The organism is Prolixibacter denitrificans (genome assembly GCF_003014495.1).
In the GTDB taxonomy this organism is placed as follows: Bacteria; Bacteroidota; Bacteroidia; order Bacteroidales; family Prolixibacteraceae; genus Prolixibacter; species Prolixibacter denitrificans.
The window spans coordinates 1-11,725 of record NZ_PYGC01000021.1; the positions used below are offsets into that span (position 1 = coordinate 1).

Consider the following 11,725-nt stretch of genomic DNA (forward strand, 5'->3'; position numbering starts at 1 on the left):
ACAAATACAATCATAAACGGCCGCATCGTAGTGTGGACATGATGTTCCCCACTGATGCACATAAGCAAACCGGAACATTAAAGAAACACTGGAAACAGCGTTCCTATCCGTTGAAGCGTGAATCAGGTGATACATAAAAATCTGTCGAACGAACCCGGTGTAAGAGAAAACCTGTGATGAGAGAACAGGAATAACAGGGAGAGTTTCCGGCTACTTCAGGGTTTAGAAACAATCTGAACTCTGTTTTCAGGTTTTACTCTTACAAACGACGGACCGGGCAGGAAGATAAAAAGAAGTATATTTGGAATCCAGTTGTTACGAAATAACAAGCAACCGGACTCACCAATTAAGTATAAATCTGTCAAGCTATTTTAGGGTAGGTCAGCCCCGTGTGAAAAAGTATGTATGCTTAACATGTTTTAGCCATCGCTGCGAAGAAAAGTATGTATGCTTAACATGTTTTGACCACTGCTGCGCGAAAAAGTATGTATGCTCAACATATTTGAGGCATCGCTCCGGGGAAAAGGATGTGCTCTCCGCGGTTTTCCGGCAGCGCTCCGGACAAAAGCAGGTGTGCTCCACAGCTGAAGGGGTCTATTCAATGAACTGTGTCAGTCTATTTCCAGGCAACAGCAGGCTGTTTCTGATTGCCCGATGCTTGTTTCTGTTTCACATGCGCCTGTTTTCATTCTGCGGATATCTGTTTCCTTTTAACAGGTGCCTACTTCCAATTTTACGTTGCTTATTTCCATTCAACAGGTCGGTACTTCCACTTGCCCGATGCTTGTTTCCATTCTGCAGATAGCTGTTTCCGTTTAACAGGTACTTACTTCCAATCTTACGTTGCTTGTTTCTATTCCGCAGATGGCTGTTCCTGTTTTCACACCTATTTATCTTCTCTCAACCGTGGCTGTCTTTTCCCCCCATACAACCGTTCTCCGGTTCACTGCCTCTTTCTTTTTAAAAACCAAGGCTGTTCCTCTTTTTACCATGACCATTCTTTTAAAAACAGCCGCCTGTTTCTTAAAAATCTTTTCGTATTCGCTGTTTGAACATGAGGGTTTTTTCAAAACACATCGTTATCTCGATTGGACACAGGGATGTTCTTCTTTTAAAACACAAGAAACAGACAATTTCTTAAGGTTATTCCTACTTTTGAGTATGGCCGATGTACACGACAAAGCAACCCGGAGCTATAACATGAGCCGCATTAAAGGGAAAAATACGAAACCCGAAATGCTGGTCCGGCGCTTCCTGTTTGCCAATGGCTTTCGGTACCGGCTGAATGTGAAAAGCCTGCCGGGCAAGCCGGACATTGTATTACCCAAATACAAAACGGTCATCTTTATTAACGGCTGCTTCTGGCACGGACACAAAGGCTGCCGTTATTTTGTCCTTCCCAAAACCCGCACCGAATGGTGGCTGCAAAAAATCAAAGACACCCAGAAACGCGACAAGGAAGCGGAAATGGCTTTGCAGGTGGCCGGGTGGAAGGTGATTACTATTTGGACTTGCGAACTAAAACCCAAACGACTTCAGGAGACCCTGAATTACCTTAAAAATATCCTCTGTAGTTAATAGGTTCTGCCAAACAAGCCTGATTCAGTGCCCCCTGACGAATAAACATTTTGGGGCTCTTCTCGAAATTGAAAAGCCGGTACAAATAGAACTTCTCCTTATTGGAAACTGAGAAATCCAGTTCATTCTTACTAAAATAAATAGGAGTTTTCTTACTGAGTTTCGTAGTCTTTACTTCGATGAATTTGTCTTTACCGGCAAGGTCTTTTGAAAGAATATCATAACCCAGGCCATCTCCTTCCTCACGGGACACCCAACGAACCTCATCAGCATATCTGCTTTTGCCTTCTTTCTTCAAGTTCCATTTTTCCCAATCCATCACCAACTCCTCTCCATGCATGCCAAGGCTGTGATTTTTCTGTTCCTGTTCCAGATAATTCACTTTTATCGGCTTACGGATATAAGGAGTTTGTGGTTCGTGGACTTTTTCCGGTTCAGGAGCCGCTTCCAGTAATTTCTCAAAATTCGTTTGCCCTCGTTGTTGAATTTCCTTATTGGCAAAACTGCGAAACAACAGTTCAAGCTCCGGTTTATCCTTTAAATACTCAACCACTTTCTCTTCCACCAATTGCTGATAATTGAAGAGAGGTAAGTAACCTTTTATGTATGGCTGACCAAGCTTTACCAATGCAGCGCTGATATTCTGACGTTTTTTTTCTACAGCCGATTCTGTGCGCTGATCCAAAAATGATAATAATGCACGACGATAAGCTGACTTATTGTAGGCTATACCATTGAGTTCAGCCACTAACATTTTAAAATAATCAGCGACAGTAAGCTCTACTTCAATGACAGACCAAGACTCAGACATAGCAAAAATTAATATTATTATTCTTCTAAAATAGCTCTGTCCTTTTACATCGAGAACCCCTAAAAACTATAAACCATACTGTTTCTATCACTGCAATGCTACTTGACGAACATTCTGCTCTGTTAGTTTCTCATATTTTTCCAAAAACTCCTTATGATAATTCTGAGCATCAGTCAACAATTGGCTAAATGTTTTGACATAAACTTTGTCCGTTTGGCGCATTGACTCGACTTCATCTCTTGTCAACCTATCATCACTTCCTATGTAGCCACCAACAATATAGGCAACTACCCTACTAGGCGATTGTGGGGAATTCTCACATCTTTCTTCAATAAAACTTCTATAGTCTTTGGCTTGGTCAATATCTTTTCTAGTTATTCTATGATTGGGCCTTTTGATTTCGATAACAAATCGATGATTTGAAACAGAGGTACAAAGAAAATCTATTCTTCTATTCTTTTCTTCGAGGTCCTCCTCCTTATAATTTTCTTTTAACAATTTGACATATTGAACCTCATGCCTAAACATATTAATTCTAGGATCTAGAATCCAAGGAAACTTTTCAAAAAAAGGATGTATTTCTTTAACTTCTAATGCATTTTCGTCAATAAGCCGTTCAAACGTCTTAATTGTCTGAATACGACCTGTTGCCAATTTCGCCATTTCTTTTGTTTCAATAATTTCCCACTCCCGAAAGATACTAAGTAAGACACTTGAATTTTCAATATCTACGCTTTCCAATTCAGCAACTAACTCTTTAAATGCCTCAAACTGAAAGGAATCCTTTGTGTATTTAATTAACTCTCCAGCCTTTTCAATGTTGATTCCCTCTGCATTTAAAATGGAATCGGATATCTTTCTCGCAAGAATCGCTTCATGCTTTGGCAAGCCAGATAACCACAGCTCCAATTCGATACCGGTTACCTTTTTTACCTCTTTAACTTTCTGCAATTTCTTCTCCTCTTTTTGTGCATTGAAAAAAGCTCTATAAACAGATTCCAGGTATAACTTCAACTCTGATGTTTCTTCAAGTTCCCAATTTAATGATTGTCTATTAGTCGAAATTACGTCTCGCTCAAATTCCTCTATGAAATCAACATTTAACCAACCAGTAATATAAGAATAACCATGACTAGTAGATTTTACATCTAAAAAATTATAATTATTCACGAGCTTACCTCTAGAAAATAAAGCTACTCCCCTCATATCAGAGGAAACCGTATCCTTTGCTGAAATAATCTTTCCAGTAATAAGATCGGCAAATAAATAGTCTTTAGTTACTAGGGCTTTGTCCTTTGGAAGATTCCACTCAAAAGCAATATTTATATTTGTATACTTTAATTCATTTTTAACAACAATATTCTCAACCTCACTATTATGATATATCTTCACATTGAAATCCGCTTCATCAAAAATCTGAAAACTTTTAGCAAGACTCCTAGCTAAGTGTTCTGGTGAGAATTCGGATTTTCGCTTTATCTGCGTTAAAATAAATTTCGTCCCCTGTTCAATATCACACTTTTCTTCCTTCACAATTAAATCAGGCGAATACGGATTATTAGGTTCAATAATTTGCCTAATCTTACCCCAATCCATTTCAAATATTGAACGCTTAAAATTTTTTATTGTCTCAACTCTAATATGCTCTGCAATCCCAAAAAAAGCAAGTTTACCTAGCCCCTTTTTACCAATCACAAACCGTTTTCCATTTTCACTCTTTTGAGATTCCCCCGCAACTCTTCTATTTCTTCCTATCAGTAAGAACTTACTATTTATTTCTTGAAACGACATTCCGTGTCCGTCATCTTCAACTATAATTTTCTTTTCACCATCATCAAATAGGTGAATTTTCACATTATTGGCCTCAGCATCATAAGCATTGCTAACCAACTCTGCTAAAACTGGAGGTAAAGTCGAATACATTTGGATTCCTAGATGCTCGATTGTTCTAGGATCGAATTTCATTTCAAGTGTTTCTGTTCCGCTATTCATGTTATATATCTAATAAAGTAAGTCCTATTTTCTTCGCCAAAAGTGGAGGAACAGCATTCCCAATCATTCTGGCAATTGCTCCTCGACTCTCAGAGTAAAATATAAAGTCTTCCGGAAAACTTTGCAGAGTAGCTCCTTCACGCAATGAAATCGCTCTATCCTGTTCCGGATGCCCATAACGTCCATTTGAGTAACTGACAAAACGGGTTGTTATTGTAGGAGAAGGTTTATTCCAACTCATACGACCATAAACGTCAGTATGTCCATCATGATTCGCATAACAGGCTGGTTGTAATTTTTTATTCTTCCAATCGAGTCTTCCTCCACCATCACGAGGTGTGCTTTTAATTCTTTTTAAATTGATTGGTGACAGTTTTGCCGAGGTATGTGAAAAAGCAGATTTATCCACTGCACCATGTTTAATCGGAGGAAATTTACCATAGTCTCCTATAGCGTCTTTGACTGTAACAATATTTTTCCTGTCTTCCTTTGGTAATTCGATTTTGGCTTTCTTTACTCGCGATGCGATTAAAATATAACGGCGTCTGTTTTGCGGAACCCCAAAATATTTTGCATTCAATACATCATCTGTAAAGACATATTTATTCTTTTTTAAAAAAGCTTTAAACTGCCCAAGCGGACTTTCCGGTTTTGAATCAAGTCCGGGAACGTTTTCAATAAAAACATATCCGGGTCTGTAATATTCAACAAATTCCTGAAAGTCGGCCAATAAAAGACGTGTTTTACACGACTTCGTTTTGTCTGTTTTAATATTGGAATAATACTGACAGGGACTGCATCCCACTAAGATTAAATCATCCTGATTTTTCTGAATTTCGAAGTACTCACTGACCTTTTCAAAATTCAATTGGGAAACATCTTCGCATAAGAACTTAGAATCAATATTTCTTTCGTAGGTTTCCTTACAGGATTCATCAATATCAATGCCACCTAAAACTTCGATTCCTGCCTGCTTAAACCCCAGGCTAACACCACCTATTGAACAAAAAAAATCTAAAGCTTTTAACGTTTGGTTATTACTGCCCATCTATACACGAAAATAAATTATGCATACTGATCAAAAGTAAGCAAATTATTGGGCCGTGGTCCCAACAAGGCATACAAAATTAGTAAATAATTATGATCTATAGTTTCTCATTTTTCAAAACAGAAAAACACAATTGCCTTATTTCAAGTCTCCTCATTTGCTCCCCAAAACCAAAATTTATACATTGGGGACGCTTTCGGGAACCCGGGAGCACTTCAATCACTATAAGATTGAGTATCACGACCATCAAAAGACAATCAATCCGGTTATTCCGGCGGTAGAAAATCTCCAGGATTTCCGTCCGGGCGACCACATGTAAAACCAATAAATTATCACACCATGACAAAAAGTAATTTGACCAATCTCTTCCTGCTATTGGTTACCATTTTCTTTCTATCCGTCATTTTTGCGCTATTTGATTCGTCGACTTTTACCGGTAACATGACGGCTTATGATGCCGGGTATGCGATGGGACATTCCACCGGTATTTTTCTCAAGCACACGTTAAGAATGACGATTGCACTGGCGGCTGCTTACCTGATTTTTATTAATCTGACGAAAAGCAGACTAACCAATTTTGTCCTGCTAATCCTGACGGTTTTCTTTTTATCCATCATCTTTGCACTGCTTGATTCGCCCACTTTTACCAGCCACATGTCGGCTTATGATGCCGGGTATGCCATGGGTAGCTCTACCGGAATTATTTTCAGGCACATGTTCAACATGCTCGGTACGCTGGCCTTTGCCTATCTGCTTCTGAGAAAGAGAACCGCACGAAAATAAATACAACCGAATGGATAGAGAGGCCTGTGAGCCTCTCTTTTTTTGACTATTGAAGTTGTTAGTGTTTCGGTGAGGACGCTGGTAGGTGCGTTGCACGCTGACAGGTCGGCGGTTGGTGTACCACCGTCAGGGTTTAACAACCACTGACGGGGTGAGGGGCAAATCCCTGTTGGTGGTCGGCGACCCCGACAGTGGTTTTCGGTACTGCAACAAAAACCCTGGCAGGGTTCGGAACCAGAAAAATCCCGATGTTAAATAAAAATGTTGTGGTGCGCTTTTGTTTTTACGTCAATGAAAGCAGAGTCTATAAAATATTAAGCAGCACCGCCTATCGGATTTATTTTTATTTGGCCTCCTATTGCTTTTAAAACTTTCATAATGGTGTCAAATTGAGGCTTTGCTCCGTCAGACAAAGCTTTATACAAACTCGGTCTGCTGAGCCCGGTTTCCTCTGCAATTTTTGTCATCCCTATTGCTTTTGCAACATGGCCAATTGCAGCAATCACATCAGAATTATCTCCTTCTTCCAGTACCGTGTTGAGATACTCCGCAATCATTTCGTTACTGTCTAAATAATCTGCTATGTCAAATTTTGAAGCTTTCATATCTCTACTTTTTTAATTTTCTTAAAATCTCTTTTGCCTTTTCAATGTCTTTTTGTTGAGTAGATTTGTCTCCGCCAATAAGCAGAATAACTATTTTTCCATCTTTTTCGTTAAAATAAACCCGATATCCTTTGGCATAATTGATTCTTAATTCACGAATTCCTTCTCCAACTGGTTTGCAATCTCCAAAGTGCCCGTCATTCTCAATTTTTTGAATTCGGAACAAAATTTTGGCTTTAGCTCTTAAATCTTTCAATTTTCGCAGCCACTTGTCAAACTCAACTGTTTTTTCAATAAAGTACATTTGTTAATATGTATTCACTTGGATACAAAATTAGATAATCTTTTCGAATCAAAAAAGGCTTTGTGAATTTGCGACACCATTTTTAGTTGCTCCATAATTTGTATGGGAAGTGACGGGAGAGGTTCAGATTAACGGGGCTGTCAGGTGCGTTGCACGCTGACAGGTCAGCGGCTGGTTCAGATACCACCGTCAGGGTTTGGCAACCTCTGACGGGGTGTGGGGCGAATCCCTGTTGGTGGTCGGAGACCCCGACAGTGGACTTTGGCGATGCAACAAAAACCCTGACAGGGTTCGGAACTCTGTCAGGGCGGCGGCTGTATTTTTGACCACCGTCAGGGTCTGGCGACCACTGACGGGGTGTGGGCAAATCAATTACCCGCCTGTTGAATGTTCACGTGATCGAAATAGTCTCCGGCTTCGAGGCCAATGAGCATTGTTCGTTCGGCTCCGGTGTTGTTTTCTTTTAACCGGACGAACAAGGTGTTTTTATCCCGTCGCTCTACGGTAAAATCATCTTCCGTTATGGTATAGGCATCCGACTCGAGGTTGATGTCTGTCCTATTGTAATAACTATAGGTGCTGTCCTGAAACGAAATTCCGTCGACCCACCACCAGTCTCCTTGTGTGTTGATGGTCACAGAGTCTGCCTGCGCCGTCAACTCCACACTCTTTGTCGAGAGTTTAATAATGTCATCCCACTTTCCAATCGGGTTTTCATTGTCTTTACACGAACTCAGTATAAAAATACCGATTACCAGAAACATTGTTTTTTTCATCATCTTAAAATTAGGGTTGGTTTACATTCGGTTCAAACTTCCTGTTTTTTGAACTTCTCTTACCAGATGAATATGGTTGCCAAAAGGTTGCGGGACACCGCGCGATGTCCCGGCAGCGAACGCCCGTGTTTGTTGCGGTGCGAAATACCAGCCGGCCCTCATTTGCTCAAACCAAACATTATGGGTACATTGGGCATGATGTTTCTTTTGACCAGGGAACAGATAGAACGTAAGTTATTTGCTTACGACCACGTAGAAGCAACATAACCGGTGCATCCGGGAGCAGGCAGCAGTGGCGGCCGGCAACGGGACACACCATACGTTGAACAAAAACTGACGCCATGACAAAAAGTAAAGTTCTTGACCTCGTCCTTGTCATCGTGACAATCGTCTTCCTGTCAATCATATTCACATTGATTGACCTCTCCCCTTTCCAACACAACATGACGGCATACGATGTGGGCTACCAGCTGGGGCATTCCACACACGTGATGTTGAAATACATGCTTAAGCTTTCTTTACTGCTGGGCCTGGTTTACCTGGTCTTCCGGCTGAAGAGCAAATAGCGGCCAGCCTCTGTAACGACCTTTAATCTTTCCAACAAAATGATAAAAAATATGATGCTTGGGCTCTCCCTCCTGATATCGGTTCAGGCGGGAGCACAGAACGGAAGTCCGGCAAGGCACTCCGGTTCGCTGCCAAACCTCAATGAGCGTTTTACAGGCGGTAAAGATCAGCTACGGCTGTACCTGGGCGAAACGACCACTTACCCGGCCGAGGCTGTTGTACGGGGACGCATGGGCCTGTCGATTGCAGCGGTGACGGTTACCCCAAACGGACGGGTGGCCGCTATTACCATCGTCAACTCGCTGGGCGATCCCATCGACAACGAAGTGACAAGAGTGCTGCGCGGAACAGACGGCCGCTGGCGCAAAATGCAACCGAACTACGACACAGAAACTTTTTATATCCAGCTGCGGTTTCAGCTGGCTCATCACCCGTTTTACTCCCCCGACATCAGCGGACCGAATATTATGGCACCACTGAGCATCACGGCATCAGGGGCGCCGGAAACGTCGACTCATCACATTCTTTCCGACGGCAAGCTGGCCCACCGCATGCAGGTAGCCATGGAGGCGTCGGACTACGCGCTGGCGCTGAACCTGCTGGACGAGGCGATCCGGCGCAATCCGTACAACCTGGATGCTTACCCGATGCGGATTACCTGCAGCCGGCACCTGTACCAGCGCAGTCAGGCCATGAAAGATGTCCGGAAGCTGAAAAGGTTCATGAACCAGGAGCCCCTGGCGTCGTTTGCCTCCGACAAGGATACACAGTCGAGCACTCGATAGCGCGTTGGTGTTTTGCACCCGATTTTGTTGAAAAAAGGCGGCATTTTGTCCGGGAAAGAGTGAAACCCTGACCATTGTTCGCCGTATTTTTACGAAGGAAAGTTACCAGACAGATGACCCACTCCCACCCCGGGAGAAAAAAATTTCACGAAGACATAAAAAAAAGTGAAACTGTGTGTAATGAAATGGTATGACATGCTACTGATACACCAGTTTGACTATGGTAGATTCAGGGATTGATTCCCAAACCTGGATACAAATACCATCAACCTCTCTTAACAAAAAGCCCCACCGCCATGGGGCTTTCCTCATTTTTACCGACCATATATTCCACAGATAATCACAGATTAAATTCACGGATGTACACAGACGAATCGGTATCACGGGTGGTCAGCTATTTGCGGTTTTTGCGTGGAGTTTATTCATTTTTCTTTTACCGCGAAGAACACCTTTGGTTACCACAAAGAGAATAGTGTACTTTGTGCTTTCTTTGCGCACTTTGCGGTTAAAACTTACCACAAGGGACGCTAAGGTTTACACAACGGACACAAAGAAGTCCTCCATCGAAGCTGAACCATAGAAACCACAGAAACAACAGGAACAGCGAAGCCTAACCTGAAACTCGTCAGGCATCTATCGTTTTAGTCCGGTTAGACAAAAAAATTAGTAACAACTGAAAAAGACCAAAATCTTCCGTGAACGGTCGATTTTGTGTGGTGAATGGTTCGATCTGCGGGATAAACGGAAAAATATACCGGTTGGAATCGGGACCAAATTGTCATATACCCGGAAATAAGTCGGCTGAATTTTTGGGACGTTTAACAATAACTAATATTTTAGATCGAGATATCATAACTAACCGGAATTATTTAACACGACAAAACCATGACCGGAAAAAAATTACGATTGGTAAATTTCCTGCTCGACACTATTATTTATCTTATTCTCATCCTGGCATTTATCCTGCTGTTCAAAGAAAGCATTCCACGGGAGGATGTGAAGTGGATATCGGTGTTAGCCTATTTCTTTTACTACTTCCTGTTCGAACTGCTGGCGGGACGTACTCCGGCCAAGTTCATTACCAATTCCAAAGTTTCGTCGCTGGCGGAAACAAAAAACACGTTCTTTTATCTGCTACAGATTTTAGGTCGGACTATCATGCGCTTCATTCCGATTGATATCCTATCCTACCTTTTTTCTTTCAGAGGATTGCACGACTATATTTCCAAAACGACGATAACCAAATTGTAGGTTGCGTCGTGCTCAATACTAATTCAATTAAAATCATTATGAAAAGAAAAATTGTCAATGTAATCGGGATGTTGCTAATTGCTGCTACCCTGTCGAGTTGCGCTACTGTTTTCGGTGGTGCCGTATCGCAATGTCAACGAACCAAACCAGCACCGGGTGAACCCACAAGACCGGTACGTGCAGTAGCTTTAGTTGCTGACATCCTCCTTTTCTGGCCAGGAGCTATTGTTGACTTTGCTACAGGAGCTATTTACAAGCCTTGTGACAACAACGGAAAATAATCGATTTTGAGAGACCAGGTGCAGATTGCTTTGGTAATCTGGCCTGGCTTGATAACTTTCCCCCTCTTTTTATCACTTCTCACCAACCCGTCTTCCCCCGGTACACAATCTACTCACTGAATAAACGGCCTATGAGCTGTTAACCAGGAACTAAATCATATTCAGCAGAACCGACAGTCAATTCTATAGAACATCCCGCCATCAACCGCTGTTTGAGTAACACAGAAACACAAACACACATCACATGATTACAGAATTGGATCAACAAACAGCCCTTGTGCTGATTGATTTGCAAAAAGGAATACTGGCCGGTGATAAAGCGCACCCGCTGGAGGATGTATTGAAAAATGCGGCGGCCCTGGTCGATGGTTTTCACAATGCCGGATTGCCGGTCGTAATTGTCAATATAAACCCAGGTGGCGCAGCGTGGACCCGTTCCCGGAAGGATGCTCAGATGCCAGCCTCGAAGAAACCGGATGACTTCACCGAAATCGCTGATGAGGTTCCTACCCGGCCGGATGACATTTTCGTCACCAAACATACCTGGAATGCCTTTTTCGAAACAGAACTTCATAACGAATTGCAAAAACGCAACGTCACCGGTATCGTTCTGGGAGGTGTGTCAACCAGCATCGGCGTAGAAGGAACGGCTCGTGCAGCAGCCGAGTTGGGCTACAACGTCAGCTTTGCCACCGATGCCATGACCGACCGGGTTTTGGAAGCGCACCATAACAGTCTTCAATACATTTTCCCGCGCATGGGAGAATCGGGCACTACTGCGGATATTCTGAATAAACTGAAGTAAGAGACGGGTTTCAGGTTACAGGTTACAGGTTACAGGTTACAGGTTGTGGCTCCCTGAATATGGTTGACCGGTTTTGTTAATTATTGACTTAGTTTAATTCAATATTTTCATACTTGTTGTTGGACAGAAATGTGTGTTG

Annotated in this window: 14 protein-coding genes; 8 read left to right on the forward strand and 6 right to left on the reverse strand. The window is 42.2% G+C overall.

The window, feature by feature from the left end:
* Positions 1 to 1,161: 1,161 nt before the first annotated feature.
* On the forward strand, positions 1,162 to 1,578 hold the full coding sequence (locus CLV93_RS19735) for a very short patch repair endonuclease (protein ID WP_106543971.1): 417 nt from the start codon (positions 1,162 to 1,164) through the stop codon (positions 1,576 to 1,578).
* Here CLV93_RS19735 and CLV93_RS19740 read toward each other — a convergent pair.
* The 3 genes from CLV93_RS19740 to CLV93_RS19750 form a co-directional block, all read right to left on the reverse strand.
* A complete protein-coding gene (locus tag CLV93_RS19740; protein WP_106543959.1) occupies positions 1,556 to 2,389 on the reverse strand; it encodes a protein NO VEIN domain-containing protein in 834 nt (277 codons plus the stop codon). The two genes, CLV93_RS19735 and CLV93_RS19740, sit on opposite strands and share 23 nt — an antisense overlap.
* Before the next feature lie 87 nt (positions 2,390 to 2,476).
* Positions 2,477 to 4,381, reverse strand: a complete 1,905-nt coding sequence (locus tag CLV93_RS19745) for an ATP-binding protein (RefSeq protein WP_106543960.1) — start codon at positions 4,379 to 4,381, stop codon at positions 2,477 to 2,479.
* A 1-nt stretch (position 4,382) separates the two neighbouring features.
* Complete coding sequence (locus tag CLV93_RS19750) at positions 4,383 to 5,429, reverse strand: DNA cytosine methyltransferase (RefSeq protein ID WP_106543961.1); 1,047 nt, start codon at positions 5,427 to 5,429, stop codon at positions 4,383 to 4,385.
* Between the two features lie 133 nt (positions 5,430 to 5,562).
* Here CLV93_RS19750 and CLV93_RS19755 point away from each other — a divergent pair, with 133 nt between their 5' ends.
* Positions 5,563 to 5,748: a hypothetical protein gene (locus CLV93_RS19755; RefSeq protein ID WP_106543962.1), complete on the forward strand. Its 186-nt coding sequence runs from the start codon at positions 5,563 to 5,565 to the stop codon at positions 5,746 to 5,748.
* 20 nt (positions 5,749 to 5,768) lie between these two features.
* Positions 5,769 to 6,212, forward strand: a complete 444-nt coding sequence (locus CLV93_RS19760; protein WP_106543963.1) for a hypothetical protein — start codon at positions 5,769 to 5,771, stop codon at positions 6,210 to 6,212.
* Between the two features lie 314 nt (positions 6,213 to 6,526).
* Here CLV93_RS19760 and CLV93_RS19765 read toward each other — a convergent pair whose 3' ends face one another.
* From CLV93_RS19765 to CLV93_RS19775, 3 genes are all read right to left on the reverse strand, one after another.
* Positions 6,527 to 6,817 (reverse strand): addiction module antidote protein, encoded by a 291-nt coding sequence (locus tag CLV93_RS19765; protein ID WP_106543964.1) that lies wholly within the window; start codon positions 6,815 to 6,817, stop codon positions 6,527 to 6,529.
* 4 nt (positions 6,818 to 6,821) lie between these two features.
* On the reverse strand, positions 6,822 to 7,121 hold the full coding sequence (locus CLV93_RS19770) for a type II toxin-antitoxin system RelE/ParE family toxin (protein WP_106543965.1): 300 nt from the start codon (positions 7,119 to 7,121) through the stop codon (positions 6,822 to 6,824).
* A 368-nt stretch (positions 7,122 to 7,489) separates the two neighbouring features.
* The gene (locus CLV93_RS19775; protein ID WP_106543966.1) at positions 7,490 to 7,900 is read right to left on the reverse strand and encodes a hypothetical protein; all 411 of its coding nucleotides are present in this window, start codon (positions 7,898 to 7,900) and stop codon (positions 7,490 to 7,492) included.
* 338 nt (positions 7,901 to 8,238) lie between these two features.
* Between CLV93_RS19775 and CLV93_RS19780 the strand changes: the two genes are divergently transcribed.
* The 5 genes from CLV93_RS19780 (at position 8,239) to CLV93_RS19800 (ending at position 11,586) form a co-directional block, all read left to right on the forward strand.
* Positions 8,239 to 8,463 (forward strand): hypothetical protein, encoded by a 225-nt coding sequence (locus CLV93_RS19780; protein WP_106543967.1) that lies wholly within the window; start codon positions 8,239 to 8,241, stop codon positions 8,461 to 8,463.
* Positions 8,464 to 8,514: 51 nt separating this feature from the next.
* Entirely contained in the window at positions 8,515 to 9,249 is a 735-nt protein-coding gene (locus tag CLV93_RS19785) for an energy transducer TonB (RefSeq protein ID WP_170109012.1), read from the forward strand.
* 885 nt (positions 9,250 to 10,134) lie between these two features.
* Complete coding sequence (locus tag CLV93_RS19790; protein ID WP_106543969.1) at positions 10,135 to 10,500, forward strand: RDD family protein; 366 nt, start codon at positions 10,135 to 10,137, stop codon at positions 10,498 to 10,500.
* Between the two features lie 38 nt (positions 10,501 to 10,538).
* Positions 10,539 to 10,781, forward strand: coding sequence for a hypothetical protein (locus CLV93_RS19795; protein WP_211297927.1), 243 nt, complete (start codon positions 10,539 to 10,541; stop codon positions 10,779 to 10,781).
* Between the two features lie 244 nt (positions 10,782 to 11,025).
* On the forward strand, positions 11,026 to 11,586 hold the full coding sequence (locus CLV93_RS19800) for an isochorismatase family protein (RefSeq protein ID WP_106543970.1): 561 nt from the start codon (positions 11,026 to 11,028) through the stop codon (positions 11,584 to 11,586).
* The last annotated feature ends 139 nt before the right edge of the window (positions 11,587 to 11,725 follow it).

Bases quoted from the DNA above. Each gene is read 5' to 3' on its own strand.
- CLV93_RS19740 (WP_106543959.1), bottom strand. From the start codon at position 2,389: ATGTCTGAGTCTTGGTCTGTCATTGAAGTAGAGCTTACTGTCGCTGAT.
- CLV93_RS19765 (WP_106543964.1), bottom strand. From the start codon at position 6,817: ATGAAAGCTTCAAAATTTGACATAGCAGATTATTTAGACAGTAACGAA.
- CLV93_RS19780 (WP_106543967.1), top strand. From the start codon at position 8,239: ATGACAAAAAGTAAAGTTCTTGACCTCGTCCTTGTCATCGTGACAATC.
- CLV93_RS19750 (WP_106543961.1), bottom strand. From the start codon at position 5,429: ATGGGCAGTAATAACCAAACGTTAAAAGCTTTAGATTTTTTTTGTTCA.
- CLV93_RS19800 (WP_106543970.1), top strand. From the start codon at position 11,026: ATGATTACAGAATTGGATCAACAAACAGCCCTTGTGCTGATTGATTTG.
- CLV93_RS19735 (WP_106543971.1), top strand. From the start codon at position 1,162: ATGGCCGATGTACACGACAAAGCAACCCGGAGCTATAACATGAGCCGC.
- CLV93_RS19770 (WP_106543965.1), bottom strand. From the start codon at position 7,121: ATGTACTTTATTGAAAAAACAGTTGAGTTTGACAAGTGGCTGCGAAAA.
- CLV93_RS19775 (WP_106543966.1), bottom strand. From the start codon at position 7,900: ATGATGAAAAAAACAATGTTTCTGGTAATCGGTATTTTTATACTGAGT.
- CLV93_RS19745 (WP_106543960.1), bottom strand. From the start codon at position 4,381: ATGAATAGCGGAACAGAAACACTTGAAATGAAATTCGATCCTAGAACA.
- CLV93_RS19790 (WP_106543969.1), top strand. From the start codon at position 10,135: ATGACCGGAAAAAAATTACGATTGGTAAATTTCCTGCTCGACACTATT.
- CLV93_RS19760 (WP_106543963.1), top strand. From the start codon at position 5,769: ATGACAAAAAGTAATTTGACCAATCTCTTCCTGCTATTGGTTACCATT.
- CLV93_RS19795 (WP_211297927.1), top strand. From the start codon at position 10,539: ATGAAAAGAAAAATTGTCAATGTAATCGGGATGTTGCTAATTGCTGCT.
- CLV93_RS19785 (WP_170109012.1), top strand. From the start codon at position 8,515: ATGATGCTTGGGCTCTCCCTCCTGATATCGGTTCAGGCGGGAGCACAG.